We start from the raw sequence: 23968 nt of genomic DNA, 5'->3' as shown, positions 1-23968 counted from the left end.
CGCGCGCTGACTTATTGCAGTGCGACTCGGAACTGAAACGAACGAATTCTTTTGAACGCCACCAGGCATCCAAAAAGGGATAAGCGACAATGCTCACCAACGATCTGCTTTCCAACGATGAACGCGAAGCCGTTATCGGAATGCGGCATGCGATGCATCGCGAACCCGAGTTGTCAAACCAGGAGATCAAAACGCAGAAGCGGATCATCGAGACGCTAAGGCAATTTGGGTTGGATGGAGTAAAGACGTTTCACAATACCGGTGTCTACATCGACATTATCGGCCTCGCTCCCGGTCTAAAACGTTCGATTGCCCTGCGCGGTGATATTGACGCGCTTCCCATTCACGAAAACCGTGACGATCTTCCCTATCGGTCGCAGACCCCCGGCGTAATGCACGCGTGTGGGCATGACATGCATGCCTCGATCGCACTTGGAACGGCTTTGGCGTTTCACCGGAGGCGACAAAGCTTCTCCGGCAGGGTCCGAGTGATTTTTCAGCCTGCCGAAGAGGCCGAGCCGCTCGGCGGACGGACCGTCGCGGAAGAGGGGTTGTTGGTCGGGTTCGACGCCGCGGTGGGTTTTCATGTCGACACCGATATCCCGGCAGGATCCTTCGGTGCCCGGGCCGGCGCAGTAACAAAATCCTCCGAACAATTCGAGCTGACTTTCATCGGGACGATGGCGCATGGCGCAGAATCACACGCCGGCGTTGACGCCATCACAATAGCGGGAGCCTTCATCAATGAGGTTCAAAAGGTGGTGTCACGCGAAATGCCGGTCGATGACGGAGCGATCATCACCATTGGCACCATTCACGGGGGTGAGGCGACAAATATTATCTGCCCATCTGTCGTGATGACAGGAACGATCCGGACCAGCAGTCCTGAGCGGCGGAGCTTGTTGGTCCAGAGAGTTGGCGAGCTGGCCGAAGGTGTAGCCGCAATGCACCGCGGGAGGGCTGAATTTAGCTCCCACTCGGGCGAATCTGCCGTCGTCAATGACGCAGGGATGGTCGATCGTTTTCGTCAGATCGTCAGCCAAACTGCCGGAGAAGATAAATTTATTCAGGTAAAACCAAGCTCCGGCAGCGATGACTTTGGTTTTTACTCCGGTTGCGTACCCTCAATATACTTTCAATTTGGCAGCAGAGAGCCCGGGAATGAAACGGGGGTGCACACGCCAACCTTCGGAGCGTCTGACAAGATCCTCATACCGACCACTGAGTTAGCGATACGATATTGCTGGGAGCTTCTGCATGGAAATCTTGCGCCATCCGAACGCCTGTAAGTCGACCCATATAAGCAATCTACTACGAGTATTCATGTGTGGTTAGCAGTATTTCTGCGCAGTCATAGAACATTTTGCAGGAGTCATGCGAAAAAGTCTTGTAAACGCCGCGATGAGACCTGAGGTCAGATTTATTGTCAGATCGCACCCGGCCAAAGGCGATTTCCGGCCGCAGGTGTTAAATGTCCTAAAAACGACAAATACTGGGGAACAAAAAATGAGAACTTCAAGACGTGATTTAATGAAGATGGGCGTCGCTGCCGGTATGGCGGTGTCGATACCCTCGATCCTCCGTGCGCAGACGACGGACGCGCGAACTGTTCGCATGGTGATGGGTGATCTACAAGTCTTCGACCCAGTTTTTACGACCTCTGACATCACTCAGTTCCATGGATTAGCTATTTACGACACACTTTTTGCGCTGGATGTAAACCTTGTGGCCCAACCGCAAATGGTCGGTAAGTGGATGATCTCGGAAGACCAGAAGACCTATACATTCGAGCTGCGGGATGGCTTGAAGTGGCACGATGGTACGCCTGTCAAGGCGGTTGACTGTGTGGCGTCAATCCATCGCTGGGGCCAGGTAGATCCGTCTGGACAGTTGTTGTTGGAACGGGCTGCAGACATATCGGCAAAAGATGATAAGACTTTTACAATCCTACTTAAGGAGCCGTTCGCGCTGGTTCTCGACTTGTTGGCTAACACAGCAGGACGCCCGCTTTTTATCATGCGCGAGCAAGACGCCAAGCTCCCCGCAACCGAACAAGTGACCGCGAATATCGGCTCAGGTCCGTTCAAATTCAACTTGGCGCTTACTAAGCCTGGCTCGAGTGTCACCTACGATCGCAACGAACACTACGTGCCTCGTCAAGAGCCAGCTAGTGAATATGCCGGCGGGAAGGTAGTAAACGTTGATCGTGTTGTCTGGGAAAACATAACAGACCCGCAGACCGCCGTTGCAGCTTTGCAGGCAGGCGAGGTCGATTTCCTTCTCCAGCCTTCAGCGGACTTATTCCCAGCAATCGAGAGCGACACAAATCTTCAGCTGCAAGTACTTGGAAAGTCAGGATCCGACTACTATGCCCGCATCAACTTTCTGCAGAAGCCGTTCGACAACATTAAGGCGCGGCAAGCGCTTCTTCATCTGATTGATCAAGAGGCATTCCTTGCGGTCCTTTCTCCCGACCCAAAATATGGGGGCACCGTTACCTCATTGTTTGGATCAGGGACCGCGTACTCCAATGACGAGAATACCGGATGGTTCAAAAAGGGCGGGAATCCGGAGAAGGCGAAGCAGCTGTTCCAGGAGGCTGGTTACGCCGGCGAGAAGGTCCTCATTCTCACACCTACAGATTGGCCGGAAGGTAACAACGCATCCCAGTTCTTGGCCGCAACTCTTCAGAAAATCGGGGTGAATGCTGAGCTTGCCCCAATGACCTGGAGTGAACTGTCCGCGCGCCGGGAAAACAAGGGCCCGGTGGAGAACGGCGGATGGAGCATCTTTATAACCACTCAGTCTGATTTTAGCCTGGGCAACCCAATCGGCTCCTCCTTCTTCCTCGCGAATGGCGAAAAGGCTTGGTACGGTTGGCCGAAGAGCGATGAGTTCGAGACTCTTCGCGCCAAGTGGGCTGATGTCGGAACAGTTGAAGAGCGCAAGGAACTGGCCCGCGAGATGCAGCAAGTTTGGTGGGACTTCGTAGGCACCGTCTTCTTGTGTCGAGCATTGTCTCCCAGCGCGCACCGCACGGGTCTCGTCGACCTCGTCACCACTCAGGGCGAATATCGCCCGATGTGGAACATGAAGAAGGTCTGAGGCTCTTGGGCACTTATATTCTTCGCAGATTGGTGTCGACCATCGCCGTCATGGCGATGGTCGGAGTCTTCGTCTTCCTGCTTCTTAGGCTTGCGCCCGGCGACCCGGCTGCGGTCCTCGCTGGAAGATCGGCTACCGAGGAAATGATCGCGGGCATCCGGCAGCAGCTTGGACTGAATGATCCTCTGCCAATTCAATTCGTGCACTGGGTGTGGGATATGCTTGGCGGCGATTTCGGCACCTCAATCTTTGCCAGGCGACCTGTCCTCGAACTTATTTCTCAACGACTGGAGCCAACCCTTTCTCTATCGCTTTTGACAATGATCCTGTCCGTGTCTGTAGGTGTGACGTTCGGTGTTCTTGCTGCGTGGCGCGCCGGTGGTCTTATCGACAGGACCCTCACTGCGATTTCGGCGCTGGGTTACTCCGTGCCCGTCTTTGTGATTGGATATTTCCTGATTTACGTTTTCGCCATACAGACACATTGGCTTCCGGTCCAGGGATATAAACCGATCGCCGACGGGCTGGGAAAGTGGTTCGTGCATTTGATCCTGCCCACGTTAGCCTTAGGTCTTGGTTTCATTGCCTTCATCGCCCGCGTGACACGAGCAAGCATGCTCGAGGTGCTGACTGAAGACTATATGCGAACGGCAGCGGCCAAGGGGGCTTCGCCCTATGCCATGCTTGTTCATCATGCATTGAAGAATGCCGGCGTGCCAATCCTGACGGTCATTGGGATAAGCTTTGCTTACATGATTGGCGGCGTCGTGCTCACGGAAACGGTGTTCAATATACCAGGCATTGGGCGGCTGGTTGTCGATGCAATCAACAACCGCGACTATCCGATCATCCAGAGCGTGCTCATCCTGACCTCTGGCCTGTACGTCCTCATCAACCTCACGGTCGACCTCGCGTACACGTTGATCGACCCTCGCATCCGGTACTGATATGACGATGTCCACTCTAACGGTTGAGACTGCACCTACCACGCGTTCGCGAATGTCGGGCCTGATCCGGTTTGCGAGGCGGCACCCGCTTGTTATGTTTGGCGGCGGCTTACTTGGGTTGCTCGCCGTTCTGGCACTCGCTGCTCCGCTGTATGCAGGCGATCCGGTTAACATGGATCCTTTCCAGCGCCTTAAACCACCATTGGGCGAGATGTGGTTTGGAACAGACAACCTGGGACGAGACGTCTTCGCGCGAACAGTCTTTGGTGCGCGAATATCGCTTTTGGTAGGATTGCTTTCGGGCGCATGTGCGGCACTTTTGGGGCTCCTACTTGGTATTATAGCCGGGTATAATCGCGGCATCGACAGCCTTATCATGAGGGTCATGGACGGTCTGATGTCGATACCGACAATTCTACTAGCCATTGCTCTTATTTCCCTAACCGGACCAGGCATCGGCATCCTCATTGTTGCAATCGCTATACCTGAGACACCCGCTGTCGCACGTCTGGTTCGATCGGTAGTGCTTAGTGTTCGCGAACGTCCGTATGTAGAGGCCGCACTGTGCGGCGGTGCGCGCCTACCCAAGGTACTGTGGCGGCATGTCCTTCCGAGTACGATTCCCGCGCTAATGGTGCAAAGTGCTACTGTTTGTGCCAGCGCCATCATGACGGAAGCTGCGTTAAGTTTCCTTGGCGTTGGTGTCCCGCCTGAGATCCCTAGCTGGGGTAACATGATCGCCAGTTCGCGATTGTATCTGGCCATCGCCCCATTGACGATCTTTGCTCCCGGCATCTGCCTCGCCGTTACCGTGCTCGCGGTCAACCTTCTTGGCGATGGGTTACGCGATATGTTCGACCCCCGTGCCAAAAGGAGGCGTTGATATGCTGATGCAGAAAAGTCGGGACGAACGCATCCTCCTCGATATTCGGAACCTTGAGACGCACTTTTACGGCGAAGAGAGCACTACACGCGCCCTCGGCGGTGTAAGTTTTCAAGTGATGAAGGGTGAGACGCTTGGCGTCGTCGGCGAATCTGGGTGTGGGAAGAGTGTTACGGCTCTTTCCATCCTTCGCCTGTTGCCGAAGAAGGCCGCTAAGACTGTTGGAGGCGAGGTCAGGTTTCAGGGCATTGACCTCCTGGAGCTGTCAGAAGGCGAGATGCGTAAGATCCGCGGCGACAAGATCGCGATGATTTTCCAGGACCCGATGACCAGTCTGAACCCGGTCTACACGGTTGGCCGCCAAATCGCCGAAGCTATACAGATCCATACAGGGGCTTCCCGTTCAACAGCGATGACCAAAGCTGAAGACATGCTGCGTTTCGTGCGCATCGCAGACCCTGAGCGTCGCATGAATAACTATCCCTATGAGATGTCGGGCGGGATGCGGCAACGTGTTATGATCGCGATGGCTCTTGCCTGTTCGCCGGAGTTGCTCATTGCCGACGAGCCAACCACGGCACTTGATGTTACCATCCAGGCGCAGATTCTGCAGTTGATCGTAGAGTTGAAAGAGCGCACGGGATCTGCCGTGATGTTTATAACGCATGATTTGGGCGTTGTCGCGGAGACATGCCAGCGCGTCATCGTCATGTACGCCGGCCGGATCGTCGAGCAAGCGACGGTAGCGGATGTGTTCTCGCGCCCTATGCACCCGTACACTCAAGCTCTCATGCGCTCAGTGCCTGACCGGCGGCACGGAAGAAAGGCTCGTTTGCCAGAGATTGCTGGCATCGTCCCAAATCTACGTGAACCAATTGTCGGATGTAGTTTCGCGCCGCGGTGTCCCTTTGCCATCGACATTTGCCGCGAGAAGACGCCGATCCTCAAGGAGGCCGAACCCGGACACGCCGCGGCTTGCTGGCGCTCGGAGGAGATTGTACGCACATGAGCGGCCCGTTGTTAAGAGTCGAAAACCTGACCAAACATTTTCCGATTGCAGGCGGGTTCCTCAAACACACCCGTCAGGTCGTTCGCGCAGTGGAAAGTGTATCCTTTTCAGTCGACGCAGGTGAGACGTTCTGCATCGTGGGCGAATCGGGCTGCGGAAAATCCACCGTTGCCCGGCTCATGATGCGACTGACCGATCCAACCGGTGGACGCGTCCTAATTGATGGGATCGATATTGCTGGCCTCAAGAAGGATGAGCTTCGCGCCTCGCGTCGTCGCATGCAAATGGTATTTCAGGATCCGTATTCGTCACTCAACCCGCGGCTCACGGCCGGCCAGATCGTTACCGAGCCACTTGAAAACTTCGAGCGCCTCAGCGGGTGTCAGCGTCAGGCCCTCGCTGCGGACCTTCTGAAGAAGGTCGGAATGTCTCCGGAGATGATGCACAGGCTACCGTCCGAAATGTCGGGCGGTCAGCGGCAGCGCCTCGGCATCGCACGAGCACTGGCATTGGATCCCATGCTCGTCATCCTTGACGAGGCGGTCTCGGCGCTCGATGTCTCGGTGCAGGCGCAGATCCTGAACCTGCTCATGGATCTGCAACAGCGGCTCGGAGTCGCTTTCGTTTTCATTTCGCATGACCTTGGCGTCGTCGAGCATATCGGTCATCGCGTCGCGGTCATGTATCTTGGAAGAATCGTCGAAGTTGCGCCATGCGAGGCGCTGTTCGCCGTGCCGGTTCACCCCTATACCGAGGCGTTGATCGCGGCAGCACCCGTGCCAGATCCGACGCGGGTCAGGCTGGAGGCTCCGGTCCAGGGCGAGGTGCCAAGCCCCATTAATCCGCCGACGGGATGCGCTTTTCATCCGCGCTGCCCGCTCGCACAAGATCGCTGCCGCGAGGAAATCCCTCCGCTGGTTTCAATGGCAGATGGGCGCGTCGTTGCCTGTCATGTGCGCGCGCCAGCTGCAGATATCGCTGCTTCGCCAACCTCAGCCGCCAACTATTCGCACGATGCGGCAGCTCCCACAGAGTAAATGGTTTAGCGACCCCGGTCGCCAAGTCTGGCACGCGCCGAACGATCCATTCGAGATCCGCCAAATAGAAGAGAAAAAGGACAATGGAAGAACATTCAGCGCACCAAGATGATGGCTATGACTTGATTGGATCCACCGCCACCACCGTAGTTGATGGGTTTACCATGGTGGCAGTCGGTGACCTCATCGTGACGCGGGCGCTAACGACGGGTCAACATCCAGGGTTTAGCGAGATCACAGAGATTCTTCGGAAGGCTGATGTCACTTTCGGAAACATGGAAACCAATATCTTTGACATGCGATCGTTCAAAGGATTCCCTCAGGCTGAGCATGGTGGTGCTTACCACGTCAGCTTGCCAGAGCTCGGACCTGACCTGAGGGCCATGGGCTTTAATTTGATGAGCTATGCCAACAACCACACATTCGAATGGGGTGTTGAGGGCATGCGTGAGACGTGCCGGGCACTTGATCAGAACGGGATTAAATACGCAGGAGTTGGTGAAAATCTTGCACAAGCTGGTGCAGCGCGTTTCCTGGAGACCCCGTCTGGTCGGGTGGCGTTGGTGTCATTTGCTTCAACGTTTACACCGATGTCCCGTGCGTGCGACCCGGCCGGCGAGGCACCGGGTAGACCGGGTCTCAACTCCCTTCGTTTGGAAGAAAGCATCGTAGTCACTTCCGCCATGCTGGAAAGCTTGCGCGAAGTCCGCGATGCATTGCCCAACTACAAGTCGGATCATGTCGATCCGAACCGACTCACCCTCGCTGGGACGATCTACAAGTCGGGCGAACAATCCGGCTATAGCTATCAACCCAACGCAGCCGACGTCGCCAGTATTTTGCGCAACACACGTCAGGGAAAGCAGTTCTCCGATTTCTGCATCGTCACGAACCATGGGCATGAGCCAGGTAATTGGAGCCAGCAGCCGCCAGACTATGAACAATCCTTCTCGCGGCAGATAATCGATGCCGGGGCCGACGCATATATCGTGCATGGGCCCCACCAGCTAAGAGGCATTGAGATCTACAAGGACAGGCCGATCCTCTACAGCGTCGGCAACTTTATCATGGACGACCTTCGGACGCCGATAGGCGCCGATATGTTCGAAGCGTACCGAAAGGATCCTCGAACCGACACCGATGCGGACGTAACCTTGGCAGAGATGGCCGAAGGATACGAGACGGATGCTGGATTTACTGATCCCATCTTTTACGAGAGCGTTATTGCAGTGAGCCGGTTTGAGGACAACCGGCTTGCCGAATTGCGGCTCTACCCGATCGAACTTGGACACGCGCGCAGATTTGCAAATCGCGGTGTCCCTCGGCTCGCTGTCGGCCAGCAGGCAAGCCGAATTCTGGAGCGTCTCCAGGAGCTATCGAAGCCGTATGGAACTGAGATCAAGATCGAGGACGATATCGGAATCATCAAGCCATAACAGCCTCCATCAACGCAGCGAGATGATGAGTATAGCCCGTCGGGCTCCAGCAGGTAAAGTTTGAGCAGCGGTCTTTTCTGTCTCTATAAAAATAAAGGAGCGCATAGATGTCCATAGGAAGAGCTATTTTGCCTGAACCATCTGTGGTCTCGCATCAGCTCGATACATCGCAACTGTATCAACCCCTAATAGCCGTCTCGGCGGACGTCCGCGAGTTATATGGCTATCTTTGGCACGCGGCACCTCAACAGTATCTTGAGGCGGCCATAGCCGGTGCGGGGGTTTTTCCGTTGGTCGTCCCCTCCTTTGGCGATAGACTCGACTTTGACCAGCTGTTCGCTGCTGTCGATGGCATTATGATTACTGGATCAGGATCAAACGTGCATCCCTCCCTTTACGGGGGTGATGCATGTGAGGCAAACGGACCTTATGACACCGCACGGGATTCAACGACATTCTCTTTGATCCAAAGAGCAATCAACCAAGGGATCCCGCTGCTAGCCATCTGCCGAGGTGTTCAGGAGATGAATGTCGCGCTCGGCGGCACCTTGGCAACCGAAATCCAGGATCGGCCGGGCGCACTTGACCATCGAGCGCCCCCAACTGAAAGCCGTGATGGGCAGTTCGCCATTCGCCAAGCGCTGATCGTCAAGTCCGGTAGCTGCCTTTTCAAGATACTTGACTCCGAACACGCCCAAGTAAATTCGGTTCATCGGCAAGCGATCGATAAGGTGGCCCCCCAACTCGAGGTCGAGGCTGTTGCCGAGGATGGAACTGTTGAGGCGGTTTCGGTGCGGAATGCGCGGGGTTTCGCCATTGGCGTTCAGTGGCATCCCGAATACTGGGTGAAATCCGACGAAACATCGGCGCGTATTTTTCGTGCATTTGGAGATGCCGTGCGTGCTCACGCCGCAACGAGACGCGAGATGTCACGAGCTGCAGAGGGATTACTCAAATCGACCCGTGATTAGGCTCGTGTAAGTCGGGCGCGTAGTTGATTCAGAGTACAATTTGAGTGGGGCCCGTCTGAATGCCCGCGATCCTTACACGGGCAGGCTAATACTCCGGCCCGGAATTCACGCTCATGTACAGGAATGACTTGATGACACACCTTCCTCTCCTCCCACCGCCTTTTCCCATCGAGGAATATCACGCCCGTCTCGCAGCAACGAGAAGCATCATGGCGGATCGGCGGGTTGATCTACTGATTATCGATCAATCTGAGCACAGGTCATATCTCAGCGGATTCTGGTCGACTGCTGCAATGTATCAAGCACTGCTTGTTTCCCGCGACCAAGAGCCTATTGCGGTCATCCGCAGCATAGATGCTCCAAGCTTTAGCGCGTCGAGTAGGTGGGGCGATTGCGTAACTTTCTCCGATAGCGAAAACCCGATCGAAGTTGTCGCCGAGACGATCAAGTCCCGCGGTTTCGGAGCCTCAGTGATCGGCATCGAACGCGATAGTCATTTCCTTACTATAAACCGAGCAGCGGAGCTCGACGCCCTTCTTCCAGAGGCCAAGTTCGCCGATTTCTCAAAAATCATGTGGGAGATACGACTGGTCAAATCCCCACTCGAAATTGCCTGCTTGAAGGTTGCCGCAGAAATCTGCGACCGGGCAGCGGCGGCTGCCTTTGAAGTAGCTCAGACAGGTATAAACGAGCGTGAAGTCTTCGCGGCAATGACGAGCGAAGCGTGGCGCTGCGGCGCAGACAACGCGCAAGTTGCCGTCCTTTCGTGTGGGCCCACGACATCGTTTCATGCGTCGTTCAGCGGGCGCGTTTTGGGCAAGGGGGACATCGTGTTTGTGGAGCCAGTCCCGCACTTTCGCGGCTACACCGCTCGGTTGATGCGCCCCAAGGTCATTGGTGCGCCGACTGATCGGCAAATGCAGACCGCGGAAACGATGATCCGGATCCAGGACGAACAGTTCGACCTCATGAAGCCTGGCGCTTATGCACGGGACGTCGACCGGGTTTTGCGCGAGGGGATGTTGGCAGCAGGACTGCGCGACAGCTACACCGGTATCACTGGGTACACGCTCGGACTTAAATGCCCGCCGCGAACGAGTGACTTTACCCGCGTGTTCCTGCCGAACAGCGACTGGCGGCTAGAGAAGAACCAAGTCTTCCACATGTACACCTCGGCGCATGGCCTACCATTTAGCGAAACAATCGTTGTCACCCCACATGGAGGAAAACGGCTTACGGAAATGGAGCGGAAACTCTTCCGCTGATGACGAACTAATCGTGGCGGACGGAGCTGACCTATAATCACTGAACGGTTAGGGCGTAAGACGCGGCCGCGCGGAACGCACAACCCGAAACGTATTGTTTGAAGGATATGAAACATGACGACCCTAGGTATTTTGAGCCTATCGAATGATGGCGACTATGTTGGGCAGAACGCCGACTTCGGCCCGGGAATTGCCGGCGCTTCCCACTATGACTCCGCGCCGATATGGAGACAAGTCCCTGGTGCTTGGGCGGATAACGTGGTCTCTGGTGACGTTGCTTGCGAGGCTGCCTATGTTAAGGCGGCGAAGGAGCTTGTCGAAGAAGGAGCAGATGCAATCACATGTGACTGCGGCTTTACTATTCGATACCAGAATGCAATCGCAGCGGCCGTTTCTGTGCCGGTATCGACCTCAAGCCTGCTTTTGCTTCCAAAGCTGCTAATAGAGGCGCCAAAGGATCAGAAAATCGCGGTGCTCACTGCGGATACTCGCTGTCTAGATTCCGACATTTTTGCGACGTTGGGGATTGCAGATCGCTCGAGACTGGTTATTGAAGGTTTGGAAGGTACAGCCACGCACGCCTACATGTGGGCCGAGAAGGGAGCGGTAGGTGTCGAAGACGTTCTGACGGACACTGATAACATCATCGAGCGTGTGCGAAACGTTGAGAATATTGCCGCTGTCCTTTGTGAATGCACAATCTTCGTAAGAGTCTCATCGAGAATACGACGGCTAACTGGGTTGCCGGTTTATGATGCTGCAAATAATGCTGCCCTCCTAATGGCATCCATGCGACGTGGGCGAATTAATTGAGCGGAGCGATCGTCTGTCTCAAGGCTCCCCTTTTGAAAACGAGCTTGAGCCGGGGCGATTTGATCGAAGCAGAGTGGCGTGGTTTGAAGGACTTTCTGCCGATTGAGACGGCAAAGCAAGACCGCGGCCGTCGATTCAAACAGAACCGGTTTATCGTCCGCAGGATAGGCATGCCTTGGCATGATGTTCCGCCAAAGTATGGCAATTGGAAAACGATCTACCGGCGGCTGCAGCAACCGTTTATAATCAGAATCAGTCCGCCAAGGGCTCGACACCCTGTAGAAAAGCGGCGGCAGGGCACTGATGTTGGCGCTATGCACAGCGAAGGTCGTTCTGCCGACAGCCGTTTTATCGTCTTGGATAATTGAGCCGGGCCAGGGAGTTTCACAGTTAAGTCGGGTCGCGCTGCCTCCGCCAGCTTGCGAACGCAGATGTCCGGGTTCCAATAAAACTCTCGACTTCACTGTAAGCGCGAATTTCCCGGCACCTTTTTCTGTTGCCCCGCATCGAAGTACCGTCTCGTAGCGGCTTGCCTTGGGCCTGGCGTGTCGGTATCGAAGCTTGCGCTCGAGCATGGGGTCAGAAGGTATCGACGACTGTTAGAATCCTGATCTTACGGCCGGTAGCCAACTGGTCGTGAACGAAATCCATCGCCCAGACATGCTTGGAATGGGTCGGTTCCGTGCGGTCAGCCCGCAGCTTCGCTTTGACCCGTCGCTTCGGAACCTTGTTGCGTAGCTGGAGGTCCATCTCCTTGTAAAGGCGATAGATCCGCTTCGGATTGACAGGCCATTCCGTCACGTCTGAGCAGGACATGAACACGGCGATAGCCGTAGCGCACCCGTGTCTGGCAGATGTCCTTGATCTTCAGTTTCACATGCACGCCGGATCGAGACCTTCCAGTCCGCCTTGACCGTATCGACAAGCTTGCGTTTGCGGGCAGGCCTCAGAGCTTTTTTGACAGCACGTCCTGAAGCATGGCCTTGTCCAATGACAGGTCCGCGACGATTCGCTTCAGCTTAGCTCTCCTCTTCGAGCTGCCGCAGACGCTTCATCTCAGACGGCATCAGGCCGGCGTATTTTTTAGCGCCAGTTGTAGAACGTCGCGTCCGAAATTCCTGCCTTGCGGCACACCTCGCCGATCGGCGTGCCATCCTCTGCCTGCTTCAACACGAACGCGATCTGCGCTTCCGAAAACTTCGAGGCCTTCATCGAATTCTCCTCTTCTTCCTATCGGGGATCATAAGTGGAAAATTCCAGCTCCAAATGGCCTAAATTATTGGGGGCACGTCAGAAGGCTTCGTGCCGTCGTGGAAAATTTCTCGTTGGACGGACATCAACAGAAGAGCTTCCGCTCCATTTCCGTAAGCCGTTTTCCTCCATGTGGGGTGACAACGATTGTTTCGCTAAATGGTAGGCCATGCGCCGAGGTGTACATGTGGAAGACTTGGTTCTTCTCTAGCCGCCAGTCGCTGTTCGGCAGGAACACGCGGGTAAAGTCACTCGTTCGCGGCGGGCATTTAAGTCCGAGCGTGTACCCAGTGATACCGGTGTAGCTGTCGCGCAGTCCTGCTGCCAACATCCCCTCGCGCAAAACCCGGTCGACGTCCCGTGCATAAGCGCCAGGCTTCATGAGGTCGAACTGTTCGTCCTGGATCCGGATCATCGTTTCCGCGGTCTGCATTTGCCGATCAGTCGGCGCACCAATGACCTTGGGGCGCATCAACCGAGCGGTGTAGCCGCGAAAGTGCGGGACTGGCTCCACAAACACGATGTCCCCCTTGCCCAAAACGCGCCCGCTGAACGACGCATGAAACGATGTCGTGGGCCCACACGAAAGGACGGCAACTTGCGCGTTGTCTGCGCCGCAGCGCCACGCTTCGCTCGTCATTGCCGCGAAGACTTCACGCTCGTTTATACCTGTCTGAGCTACTTCAAAGGCAGCCGCCGCTGCCCGGTCGCAGATTTCTGCGGCAACCTTCAAGCAGGCAATTTCGAGTGGGGATTTGACCAGTCGTATCTCCCACATGATTTTTGAGAAATCGGCGAACTTGGCCTCTGGAAGAAGGGCGTCGAGCTCCGCTGCTCGGTTTATAGTAAGGAAATGACTATCGCGTTCGATGCCGATCACTGAGGCTCCGAAACCGCGGGACTTGGTCGTCTCGGCGACAACTTCGATCGGGTTTTCGCTATCGGAGAAAGTTACGCAATCGCCCCACCTACTCGACGCGCTAAAGCTTGGAGCATCTATGCTGCGGATGACCGCAATAGGCTCTTGGTCGCGGGAAACAAGCAGTGCTTGATACATTGCAGCAGTCGACCAGAATCCGCTGAAGTAAGCCCTGTGCTCAGATTGATCGATAATCAGTAGATCAACCCGCCGATCAGCCATGACGCTGCGCAATGCTGCGAGTCGAGAGCGAAATTCACCGATGGGCAAAGGGGGCGGAAAAAGCGGTAAGTCCGTCATCAAATCATACCTGGCGGCTCATTCAGTTGCGATATACCAAGCTCATGCGAGGCTGTATTTTTATGGCTTGATGATTCCGATATCGTCCTCGATCTTGATCTCAGTTCCATACGGCTTCGATAGCTCCTGGAGACGCTCCAGAATTCGGCTTGCCTGCTGGCCGACAGCGAGCCGAGGGACACCGCGATTTGCAAATCTGCGCGCGTGTCCAAGTTCGATCGGGTAGAGCCGCAATTCGGCAAGCCGGTTGTCCTCAAACCGGCTCACTGCAATAACGCTCTCGTAAAAGATGGGATCAGTAAATCCAGCATCCGTCTCGTATCCTTCGGCCATCTCTGCCAAGGTTACGTCCGCATCGGTGTCGGTTCGAGGATCCTTTCGGTACGCTTCGAACATATCGGCGCCTATCGGCGTCCGAAGGTCGTCCATGATAAAGTTGCCGACGCTGTAGAGGATCGGCCTGTCCTTGTAGATCTCAATGCCTCTTAGCTGGTGGGGCCCATGCACGATATATGCGTCGGCCCCGGCATCGATTATCTGCCGCGAGAAGGATTGTTCATAGTCTGGCGGCTGCTGGCTCCAATTACCTGGCTCATGCCCATGGTTCGTGACGATGCAGAAATCGGAGAACTGCTTTCCCTGACGTGTGTTGCGCAAAATACTGGCGACGTCGGCTGCGTTGGGTTGATAGCTATAGCCGGATTGTTCGCCCGACTTGTAGATCGTCCCAGCGAGGGTGAGTCGGTTCGGATCGACATGATCCGACTTGTAGTTGGGCAATGCATCGCGGACTTCGCGCAAGCTTTCCAGCATGGCGGAAGTGACTACGATGCTTTCTTCCAAACGAAGGGAGTTGAGACCCGGTCTACCCGGTACCTCGCCGGCCGGGTCGCACGCACGGGACATCGGTGTAAACGTTGAAGCAAATGACACCAACGCCACCCGACCAGACGGGGTCTCCAGGAAACGCGCTGCACCAGCTTGTGCAAGATTTTCACCAACTCCTGCGTATTTAATCCCGTTCTGATCAAGTGCCCGGCACGTCTCACGCATGCCCTCAACACCCCATTCGAATGTGTGGTTGTTGGCATAGCTCATCAAATTAAAGCCCATGGCCCTCAGGTCAGGTCCGAGCTCTGGCAAGCTGACGTGGTAAGCACCACCATGCTCAGCCTGAGGGAATCCTTTGAACGATCGCATGTCAAAGATATTGGTTTCCATGTTTCCGAAAGTGACATCAGCCTTCCGAAGAATCTCTGTGATCTCGCTAAACCCTGGATGTTGACCCGTCGTTAGCGCCCGCGTCACGATGAGGTCACCGACTGCCACCATGGTAAACCCATCAACTACGGTGGTGGCGGTGGATCCAATCAAGTCATAGCCATCATCTTGGTGCGCTGAATGTTCTTCCATTGTCCTTTTTCTCTTCTATTTGGCGGATCTCGAATGGATCGTTCGGCGCGTGAGCACCGGAAACCGAGGCGCTAGACCGGGTGCACTGCCCGTCGCAACTGCCGCACCGCACGTTTTGGCTCGCCACGTTCTACCATTTACCACCTAGCAAGAAACCTATAGCACTGGGTAGGAACGTGAACTGCCGCCACTAGTTGCGGTCGTTCCGGGTAGGCGACTAAGCTCAGCCGTACCGAAATTTAGAGACCGCCTGCGCCAAGCGGCGTTCCATCATCTAGTCCCAGCGGTGCCTCGCAATATCCCGCGGTTTTGCGGCCCCGCCCACTCGTTCGCAATGCCGGTCTCCTGGCAGGTGCCTCGCACCCACTCAATCGCCTGCTGAGCCGAAATCAAAATGCATCGCGGTCTACTGCGTTCGATAGTCACCCCTGTTATCGATTTAAGAAACATCTGCGCATAAGCGAGGGGGAGGCGCACTCAACTCCAAGGCTAGCGATATCGCCCTTAAACCTCGAGCTTATGCGACTGTCGCCGTGGAGTGCCCCCCATTTCCCGGACGGTTCAGCTATTGAGACAATGCTTTGATGAACTCCCTTGGGGAGGCCATCTTCAGCGCTGAGTGTGGATGGATTTCGTTGTAGTTTTCGATTCGTCCGTCGATCTTCCGGAGAACTGTGTCGGCGTCCGGAATAGGTGAGATGCGTATGTAGTCCCGCGTCAGGGTTTTGACGAAAGCCTCCGACATGCCGTTCGGTGCGGGCTGGCAACAGGCACGAAGGATGGGATCAGGTTGAGGGCTTGAGCAAACAGCCTGGTTTCCGTAGGCACTGCCGTTATCAGGCAGAGTTCAATGGAATGCGGGGCGCTGGTTGCGCCGAAGCGCTTCTCGACGGCCTCCAACATCATGTCTCGGATGTCGGAACGGATATCCCGGCATTGGCGACGGCTGCCCATGAGATGATTTCCCGGTCAAACGCATCGATGATGAACGCGAGACGGACCACCTTGCCATCCCAGCAGCTGAACTCAGGGCCGTCCGAGCACCAGCGGAGGTTAGAACCGCATCATCATGGACCTTGCCGTCGTGGACACGGCCTATTCGCACCGCCGTATGTTTCTCAAGGATCATGGCGTGGTTAGCCATGATGCGGTGAACCCGCTTGCGATTGACGGGCGGCTGATCGGCGGCTCGCCGCTGCCTGTTGAGAAGGGCAGCGATCCGCCTATAGCCGTAGGTCGGCCGAGCATCCACGAGCCTGCAAATGGCAGGCAGCAACTCAGCATCGCCTTGAGACACGGCCCCGCGCGCCTTGGACTTACCTTTGAGACGTCAGCAAGATTGGACCGTGACACGCCCAGAACATCTGCCACCGTCTTCATCGGGAACCGTCACTTCGACAACAAGATCGGCCGCGATATCGGTTTTTTTGTGGGCTTTCGAAAGGGCTTCGCGGAGAATCTCGTTCTCCAACGTCTTGCGCCCGAGGATGCACTCAAGTTCGCGCACTCGATATTCCAACTTCATCACCTCGGAATTGCCGATCACCGGCTCATCGGCATTCACTGCCACCGCACCGCCCTCGCTCAGAACCCTACGCCAGCGAAAAAGGAGGTTTGGCGCAACTCCATGCCGCCGAGCCGCAGACGAAACGGTCTCTCCAGCGGCATAGCTTTCCTCGATGATCTGCAGTTTGCGTTCCGTTGTACAGCGTCGCCGCCGGACGTCACCGATCATCAGGTCAACCTGTCGAAACTCGCTAGACATAAGCTATCCTCAAGCCTGTGCTTGAGCCTTCCTGATTATGATGAGTGTCCGGTCGAAAGTGGCGGCAGTTCACGCCGCTCAAAACGGCTTTTGCTCAGTGTGACCTGCGCCTTTTTTGTTAGATTGGCGTTTGTAGGAATTCAGTTCATTCAGTGCGCACTACTCAATGAGGTAGGCTTCGTGCTGCGCCGCAAATGGTAGAACGCTGGTGGGGCTCCATAACGGCCTAAAAGCGGCGGAGGCATTGTTTAATGGCGGAAAGAGTTCTTATTTTAATTGAAGGTGCAAGTAATGGTCCATTCTACCTCGAAGCGGCGAAACGCCTTAATCTTCATCCGATCACCCTTTCAGCTGACCCAAGTCAATACGAGTATCTGGGGGCGAAAGAGGCAGACATTATCCGAATCGACACCAGTGATCTCAAGGCGCTGATCCGCGAATGCGCGCATCTGCGCTCGCTATATGACATTGCCGGCATTACCAGCGCGCAGGAGGCTGTCTATGCAACGGTTGGCAAACTCTGCCGGTATTTCAATCTACCCGGACCGAACCCCGTGGCGGTTGAAAATTGCTGCGATAAATTTGCCCAACGTCAGGTGCTCGCAGAGGCCGGCGTACCGGTTCCCGCTTATCGCCTGGCGGTGAATGCGACGGAAGTGGAAAGTGCGGCAGCGGAAATCGGCCTGCCGGTGATCGTTAAACCAACGGTGGGCATCGGCAGCAGCGGGGTGCAATTGTGCCGCGATGTTGATGAGCTAGTTGAACATACGGCGCGTTTAATAGCTGAAACGGATACCTGCCGGTCGACACCAAGAATACTGGTAGAAGAATACGCAAAGGGTGCCCACTATAGCGTGGAGTTGATGGGTAATGAGGTCATAGGAATTGGTGCCGCCGACTTCGGCCGTCCGCCACATTTCGTCTGTCGTGAGTATATCTATCCGGCAGAGCTGACCGAAAACGACCACAGACGTATTGTCGATGTCGCGCGGCATTGTTTGCACGCCCTCGACCTCGGCTGGGGCCCCGCGAACATTGATCTGCGGTGGACGGAGCGCGGTCCGGTGGTTATTGAAGTCAATCCGCGACTTGCCGGGATGCCCAACTCCCGACTGATTCACCTCGCCTACGATATTGATCTCGTCGCCGAACACATCAAACTTGTGATTGGGGAAAAACTAGATTTGCTCAAAAGCAATTTGGGCATTGCCGCCGCAAAGATTTTGGTTGCTGATTGTGATGGCGTCCTCGATGCAATTCGAGGCGACAGCCGGGCGGCTGCCATAACAGGCGTCATAGAGGCAAAATTTTTCGTTCAACCCAAACTCACTGTCGTCAGAAAAGGAGATAACAGTGACAGGATCGGACATGTTATCGCCGTTTCGCCTACGCTAGCTCAAACCAAGGCGATAATACAGCGTGCCGTTGAGCTGATGGATTGGTCGATTACACCAAGTCCGAACGGTTCGTTACCGAACCTGCAGGATTTAAAGTGAGAGATAAGATCCCTTTCCTCGGCGGCAGCCAGTCCCGCCTCAATAGCCGGCAGGTACTTGCGATCGCCATTCCCACGATGTTAGCATCCATCACAACACCGCTCGTCGGTCTTGTCGATGCGGCCGTAATTGGTCTAGTCGGCGACGCCGTACTAGTTGGTGGCCTTGCTGCCGGCGCCGTGGTTTTCGACGTCGTCTTTGCCACCTTCAATTTTTTGCACTCCGGCACGTCAGGCGTTGTCGCCCAGGCTTTCGGGAGGGGTGATGCGCTTGAAGAGCGGGCGGCAGTGTTCCGTGCGATTGGTGTTGCCGCTATCTCTGGATTGGTTCTAGTGTTGCTAGCGCCACTAATTGCCGAAGTTGGTGAATGGTCTATGAACGCAGAGCCCTCTGTGACCGCCGCGATGGACATGTACATCCGCATTCGCCTTATTTCAGCGCCTGCAGCGCTTATCAATTATGCAACTCTTGGCTATCTCTTGGGGCGCGGCGATACAGGGATCGCACTTGTACTGCAACTCCTCCTTAACGGCGTAAACATCGTGCTGACAATCTATTTTGGCGTCTATTTGGGCGGGGGTATTAGAGGGGTCGCCTGGGGAACCGGATGCGCTGAAGTCGCCGCCATGATTGCTGGCATGTTCGTCGTTGTTTGGCGCTTCTACGCTTTGCCAACCATATCTCCTCGACGTACGTTCGATGTCGGGAGCCTCAAAAGAATGCTACACTTGAACAGCGACATAATGATCCGTACCCTGCTACTTATGGGAGCATACTTCATTTTCATTCGGCAGAGCGCACAACTTGGCACCTCGACCTTCGCTGCCAATTCAGTGCTAATGCATTTCTTGCTTGTGGCTGACTACGTTTTGGGTGGATTTGCGACTGCAGCACAGCACCTCGCTGGGCGCGCCGTCGGTGCCCGCGACAAGACGGCTTTTTTGCGTGCTGTAAGACTTACTGCTGGGTGGGGATTCGCAGTCGCGGCCATTACAAGCCTTGTAGCCTTTGCGATCGGCGAACACGTCGTACGCGCAATAACAAAGGCACCGGACGTGCGTTCTGAGGCGGTCTTATATCTTCCTTGGGCTGCCTTAACAGCATTAAGCGGCTTCCTGTCCTTTCAGATGAACGCCGTCTTCATCGGCGCCACGTGGTCGCGTGGCATGCGCGACGTTATGCTTATATCGTTCGTGACCTATATCACTTCACTGTTCGCGCTAGAGAGGATGTTTGGCAATCACGGGCTTTGGGCTTCTTATCACGTCTTTTTGCTGGTGCGGGGGATCGGTCTGCTATCGGTGATGCGTCGCCGTATCAGAATCGAATTCGCGGAATGACTCATTCAAGGGCAGATGAAAAGCGTTGTGAGACAGACCGCAGATCCGGCCACCTTTCGTTAGGCGCGGATGTACAAATTGCAAAAATAACGATGTCCTGTTTGCGGGGAACGGCCACTGCCGCCGCTAGCGACCACATAGATTCAGCGGTTAGCTTCCATAAGTCTTCATTGCGATATCTTATTCTAGCCGAAAAGGTGAAGTGTCCTGTTTCTTGCAAAGTTGGAATGTCACTCTCCCCGGGGGGTTGATGACGGTGGAGATTGCGGATGGGACTGATAACTATGGGCGAGCGGGACCGGCAGCGGATCGAGATTCTATCCAAGGTGATCGCCGGCCGCATGACGTTGGTGTCGGCCGCGCATGTGCTTGATCTGAGCGAGCGCCAAGTGCGACGGCTGTTGGATAGGATCAGAACGGCCGGTGCGGCGTCGATCCGGCATAAGGCGATCGGCCGACCGTCGAACAACCGCATCAGCGATGGTGTTCGGGATTATGCGGTGACGCTGGTTGGCGAACGTTATGCGGATTTCGGTCCGACGCTGGGGGACCGAGAAGCTTGCCGAAGGGCGATGGATAGCGGGTGTCGCGCGAGACGTTGCGCAGCTGGATGATGGATGCGGGCCTATGGCTTTCGCGCAAGCAGCGGCGGACGTTTCATCAGCCACGCTTGCGGCGTGAAGCCCGTGGCGAGTTGGTGTAGATCGATGGGTCCGAGTTCGCTGGTTCGAGGACCGGGGTGATCCATGCCCGCTGCTGTTGTTCATCGACGATGACCTGCCACTGAACTTTCATCCAGCGGCGGTTAGAGCCTCGGCGGCGATTGAACCGCCCCCAAACTCTGGATCAGCTGAGGCTAGAGTTTTCCGGCTTCATTCAGGGAGGCGGGCTGGTTGCGCCTCCTGATTTCATCAGCGAGATCGGCACCTTATTGCCGATCGCACCATGTGGCCGAAACTCATTATACTCTCTACGCCAATCCTCCATCTTTTCGCGGGCATCCGCAAGGGTCAGGAACCAGTGCTGGTTCAGACATTCGGCGCGGAAGCGGCCATTGAACGCTTCAATGAACGCATTGTCGGTCGGTTTGCCGGGGCGTGAGAAGTCCAAGGTGACGCCTTTGGCATAGGCCCAAAGGTCAAGATCGCGAGACACGAACTCAGTCCCCTGATCGACACGGATCGTCTTCGGATAGCCAACTTTCCGGCATACCCGTTCCAAGGTTTGCACGACATCTTCACCTCGATAGCTGTGACGTGGATCAAGCACCGGCACATAGCGCGAGAAGGTGTCGACCACCGTGAGCACCCGCAGCTTCTTGCCGGTCGCGAGTTGGTCGTGCACGAAGTCCATCGCCCAGACATCGTTCGGTCCAACGGCCATTTGCCGATCTTCCCGCAGCTTGGCTTTGACCCGTCGCTTCGGCGTCTTGTTGCGCAGTTGCAGGCCCAAGTCCCTGTAAATGCGATAGGTTCGCTTGATGTTGGTCCCCCAACCCTCGCGTTCCAGGAGTACATGTACACGACGATAACCATAGCGCACACGGCTCTCGCAGATCTCACGAATTCGACGTTCTAGACCGGCCTGATCGGCACGGCGAGAGGTGTAATGGTGGGTCGACCGATCGAAGTTCAGTGCCCCACAGGCACGCCGGATCGAGATCATCCAATCCCGGCACATGCCTTTCACCATCTCGCGTTTCCGAGCAGGCCTTAGAGCTTTCGCCGGATGACGTCCTGCAACATCTCACGGTCCAGCGTCAGGTCCGCGACGATCTTCTTCAACCGCGCATTCTCGTCCTCGAGCTGCTTCAGCTTCTTCATCTCCGGCGGCAGCATGCCCGCGTATTTTTTCTTCCAGTTGAAATAGGTCGCCTGGCTAATTCCCGCCTTGCGGCAGATCTCCGCCACCGACACTCCTTCATCACCCTGCTTCAAAATGAACGCCTTCTGTGCGTCCGAAAACTGCGATGCTTTCATCGTCTTCCGTTCCTTTCCCAGCTTGGAAAATGCACCGGAAAACTCTAACCAAAAACGGTCCAGTTTGAAGGGTTCAGATCAGTTTTGAATACGCCAATTGGCACGGTGTGAGCAACCGGCGGAAACGCGAAGCTTTCATCTTGCGCAGTGTTGGAGCCGCTGCGGCGATGGTCCTGGCAAAGTCTGCCGGGGTTTTGTGTCCGACCGATGAGTGCGGCCGGAAATGGTTGCGTCGTCCGCCCATTCGGCAACGGCGCTTCGGGCATGATCGAAACCGAAGAACAGGCTTTCGTTGAGCAACTCGTCGCGCATTCGACCGTTGAAACGACATAGAGGGTCTGCATTGGCTTTCCTGGCGCGATGTAGTGCCACTCGACCTTGTGATCCCTCGACCAGGCGAGAATGGCATTCGACGTTAGTTCGGTGCCGTTGTCGGAGACAATCATTCCGGGCTTGCCGCGTCGTTCGGCGGCCCAACGCATCGCAACTTCAGCCTTGCGACTGAAGCGAAGCACCGCATGCGCCCCGACGACGAGAAGTCGGCGGAGATAGGGGTCACCTTGCTGCTGATCCTTCCGAGTCGGTCTTTGCCGCCCGATGAATTTTGTCGCGGCACCAGAACATCCATGCCGCCAATTGTCTTCCGGATTTAAATGGCGAGGCATCGCTCACTGTCGCGGCGATTGCGCTCGCAGTGATTGGGCAAGCCGCGTCACCGCCTCGCAGATCGACTCGGCGTCCGTCGCATCATTCTTTTGCCACTTGACATAGGGTTTGACTTAAGAAGCGGGCATTAACCGAACCTCATGGCCCAGTGACATAAGAACCCGCCCAGTGATGTCCGGTCGCGCAAGCATCTATTCCGATCAAGCACGGCGGCAGTGCCTTGAAAAATCCAATGACATCGTCGCGGCGCAGCCGTGCGGCGGCAGACGATCGCGCCAGCACAATTGATCCCGTGAACCCGAAATAACGCTTAGCGATATCCAGACCGATTGTGGTAACCTGCTCCATCGATGGCTCTTCGACAACCACACTTTGGCACATTGCGATGCCGGGAGCGGAGGCCGTCCCTCACATCAGGCCACTGGCGATTAAATATCGTTGGGAGCTCTTGCATGATTGAACCCGGCATGCGCCTAACCCGTGGAAATGCCGATATCGAGGATAGCAGTTGGCCCGACAGGTTTAAAACACAATTGGGTTAGGTCGCGAAAAAATGACCGTATTCCGAAAAATTTCACTTTGCACCCAGCATGCCTCTGCATTCGGGCCAAGCCAATTTCTGTGGTGAATACGCGTCCTTCGGGATCCAGCATTTGGCCCTAAAGTTGCTATTGAAGATAAGCAATCCCATCGAAGCACTTGTTTAGAGCCTATCCTTGAATCGGAAACGAGAAGCTCGCCTTCACACGATCCATAACCACCATCGTTTTGAACCCCTTGATGTCGTGGTTTTCGTAGAAAAATCGGCGGGTGAACTGCTCATAGTCCTCCATGTCTTTTGCAGTGACGATCAGCATGAAGTCTGCGTCGCCGGTGACGTAGTAGCCAAGCATGACATCTTTCGTTTTTCGGATGGCTGCTTTGAATCGGTCGACGATATCCGCGCGTTCGCGTTCTAGCGACACCAAGACGATCATAGTGAGGTGGCGTCCTACCGCCTTTGGTGACACGATCGAGACATCCGCCTCGATCACGCCCTCTTCCCTCAACTTCTTCAGTCTGCGCTGGCAGGCTGTCGCTGACAGGTTCGCCACCTTGGCGAGTTCTTCAGAAGTCAAGCGATTATTATGTTGCACTGCATCCAGCAATACAAGATCGGCGCGATCAAGTTCCATGTTGTAGGCATCCTGCGTCTGCACAACGTTTTTGCAGGAATTCTGCTTATAGACCTGCGTTTCCGCCGTCAACTGCGGAGGTAAACACTTAGATTATGACAACGCTGCTTTGGCAACTATCCGCCGGGGTGACGGGGTTGCAGCTGCAGGCCCGCTTACTTCAGTCCAGGCACAGTTCGGGTACATCGGAGAATTGAT

17 protein-coding genes and 6 pseudogenes are annotated in these 23968 nt (G+C 55.5%); 15 read left to right on the top strand and 8 right to left on the bottom strand.

Going from position 1 to position 23968, the window contains the following annotated elements; translation table 11 throughout:
* Positions 1–89 precede the first annotated feature (89 nt).
* From NE851_RS07250 to NE851_RS07195, 12 genes and pseudogenes are all read left to right on the top strand, one after another.
* Positions 90–1289, top strand: coding sequence for a M20 family metallopeptidase (locus NE851_RS07250; protein ID WP_254956822.1), 1200 nt, complete (start codon positions 90–92; stop codon positions 1287–1289).
* 217 nt (positions 1290–1506) lie between these two features.
* On the top strand, positions 1507–3105 hold the full coding sequence (locus tag NE851_RS07245; protein ID WP_233942762.1) for an ABC transporter substrate-binding protein: 1599 nt from the start codon (positions 1507–1509) through the stop codon (positions 3103–3105).
* A gap of 5 nt (positions 3106–3110) precedes the next feature.
* A complete protein-coding gene (locus NE851_RS07240) occupies positions 3111–4052 on the top strand; it encodes an ABC transporter permease (protein ID WP_254956819.1) in 942 nt (313 codons plus the stop codon).
* Positions 4053–4104: 52 nt separating this feature from the next.
* Complete coding sequence (locus tag NE851_RS07235; RefSeq protein ID WP_438270073.1) at positions 4105–4935, top strand: ABC transporter permease; 831 nt, start codon at positions 4105–4107, stop codon at positions 4933–4935.
* Between the two features lies 1 nt (position 4936).
* Positions 4937–5944, top strand: a complete 1008-nt coding sequence (locus NE851_RS07230; protein WP_254956815.1) for an ABC transporter ATP-binding protein — start codon at positions 4937–4939, stop codon at positions 5942–5944.
* Positions 5941–6981, top strand: a complete 1041-nt coding sequence (locus NE851_RS07225; protein WP_254956813.1) for an ABC transporter ATP-binding protein — start codon at positions 5941–5943, stop codon at positions 6979–6981. Before NE851_RS07230 ends, NE851_RS07225 begins: the two co-directional genes overlap by 4 nt.
* An 83-nt stretch (positions 6982–7064) precedes the next feature.
* The gene (locus tag NE851_RS07220) at positions 7065–8417 is read left to right on the top strand and encodes a CapA family protein (protein WP_233942752.1); all 1353 of its coding nucleotides are present in this window, start codon (positions 7065–7067) and stop codon (positions 8415–8417) included.
* Between the two features lie 173 nt (positions 8418–8590).
* Positions 8591–9388: a gamma-glutamyl-gamma-aminobutyrate hydrolase family protein gene (locus tag NE851_RS07215; RefSeq protein WP_233942921.1), complete on the top strand. Its 798-nt coding sequence runs from the start codon at positions 8591–8593 to the stop codon at positions 9386–9388.
* 113 nt (positions 9389–9501) lie between these two features.
* On the top strand, positions 9502–10653 hold the full coding sequence (locus NE851_RS07210; protein ID WP_233942750.1) for a M24 family metallopeptidase: 1152 nt from the start codon (positions 9502–9504) through the stop codon (positions 10651–10653).
* 114 nt (positions 10654–10767) lie between these two features.
* Positions 10768–11466, top strand: coding sequence for an aspartate/glutamate racemase family protein (locus tag NE851_RS07205; protein ID WP_254956810.1), 699 nt, complete (start codon positions 10768–10770; stop codon positions 11464–11466).
* Positions 11463–11834 carry a transposase gene (locus NE851_RS07200; protein ID WP_254956808.1) on the top strand — a complete coding sequence of 124 codons (372 nt, stop codon included), beginning with the start codon at positions 11463–11465 and terminating at the stop codon, positions 11832–11834. Before NE851_RS07205 ends, NE851_RS07200 begins: the two co-directional genes overlap by 4 nt.
* Before the next feature lie 132 nt (positions 11835–11966).
* Positions 11967–12047: pseudogene (locus NE851_RS07195) on the top strand (IS66-like element accessory protein TnpA); the annotation flags it as partial.
* 1 nt (position 12048) lies between these two features.
* On the opposite strand, the pseudogene NE851_RS07190 reads toward NE851_RS07195, so the two are convergent.
* The 4 genes and pseudogenes from NE851_RS07190 to NE851_RS07175 all read right to left on the bottom strand — a co-directional run.
* Positions 12049–12678: pseudogene (locus NE851_RS07190) on the bottom strand (transposase); the annotation flags it as partial.
* 124 nt (positions 12679–12802) lie between these two features.
* Complete coding sequence (locus NE851_RS07185; RefSeq protein ID WP_254956806.1) at positions 12803–13936, bottom strand: M24 family metallopeptidase; 1134 nt, start codon at positions 13934–13936, stop codon at positions 12803–12805.
* Between the two features lie 60 nt (positions 13937–13996).
* Positions 13997–15349, bottom strand: a complete 1353-nt coding sequence (locus NE851_RS07180; RefSeq protein WP_233942744.1) for a CapA family protein — start codon at positions 15347–15349, stop codon at positions 13997–13999.
* Between the two features lie 565 nt (positions 15350–15914).
* A pseudogene (locus tag NE851_RS07175) lies at positions 15915–17114 on the bottom strand (IS3 family transposase).
* A gap of 251 nt (positions 17115–17365) precedes the next feature.
* Here NE851_RS07175 and NE851_RS07170 point away from each other — a divergent pair.
* The 3 genes and pseudogenes from NE851_RS07170 to NE851_RS07160 form a co-directional block, all read left to right on the top strand.
* Positions 17366–18610 carry an ATP-grasp domain-containing protein gene (locus NE851_RS07170; RefSeq protein ID WP_254956803.1) on the top strand — a complete coding sequence of 415 codons (1245 nt, stop codon included), beginning with the start codon at positions 17366–17368 and terminating at the stop codon, positions 18608–18610.
* The gene (locus tag NE851_RS07165) at positions 18553–19950 is read left to right on the top strand and encodes an MATE family efflux transporter (RefSeq protein ID WP_368411032.1); all 1398 of its coding nucleotides are present in this window, start codon (positions 18553–18555) and stop codon (positions 19948–19950) included. The genes NE851_RS07170 and NE851_RS07165 overlap by 58 nt, the downstream gene beginning before the upstream one ends.
* Before the next feature lie 269 nt (positions 19951–20219).
* Positions 20220–20724 (top strand): annotated as a pseudogene (locus NE851_RS07160) (helix-turn-helix domain-containing protein); the annotation flags it as partial.
* A gap of 102 nt (positions 20725–20826) precedes the next feature.
* Here NE851_RS07160 and NE851_RS07155 read toward each other — a convergent pair.
* The 4 genes and pseudogenes from NE851_RS07155 to NE851_RS07140 form a co-directional block, all read right to left on the bottom strand.
* Positions 20827–21929, bottom strand: a protein-coding gene (locus tag NE851_RS07155; protein ID WP_183736784.1) for an IS3 family transposase whose coding sequence is annotated in 2 segments (ribosomal slippage) — positions 20827–21668 and positions 21668–21929 — 1104 coding nt in all. Because the reading frame shifts where the segments join, the coding sequence is not laid out codon by codon here.
* 44 nt (positions 21930–21973) lie between these two features.
* Positions 21974–22396 (bottom strand): annotated as a pseudogene (locus NE851_RS07150) (integrase core domain-containing protein); the annotation flags it as partial.
* A gap of 240 nt (positions 22397–22636) precedes the next feature.
* Positions 22637–22943 (bottom strand): annotated as a pseudogene (locus NE851_RS35450) (IS110 family transposase); the annotation flags it as partial.
* Between the two features lie 362 nt (positions 22944–23305).
* Positions 23306–23770 carry an Lrp/AsnC family transcriptional regulator gene (locus NE851_RS07140; RefSeq protein WP_221109791.1) on the bottom strand — a complete coding sequence of 155 codons (465 nt, stop codon included), beginning with the start codon at positions 23768–23770 and terminating at the stop codon, positions 23306–23308.
* Positions 23771–23968: the final 198 nt, after the last annotated feature.

Origin of the sequence: Rhizobium anhuiense bv. trifolii, assembly GCF_024346605.1 — a bacterium.
Lineage (GTDB): Bacteria > Pseudomonadota > Alphaproteobacteria > Rhizobiales > Rhizobiaceae > Rhizobium > Rhizobium anhuiense.
The sequence above is the reverse complement of the archived record's forward strand: the minus strand, read 5'-3'. Positions and strand labels throughout refer to the sequence as shown.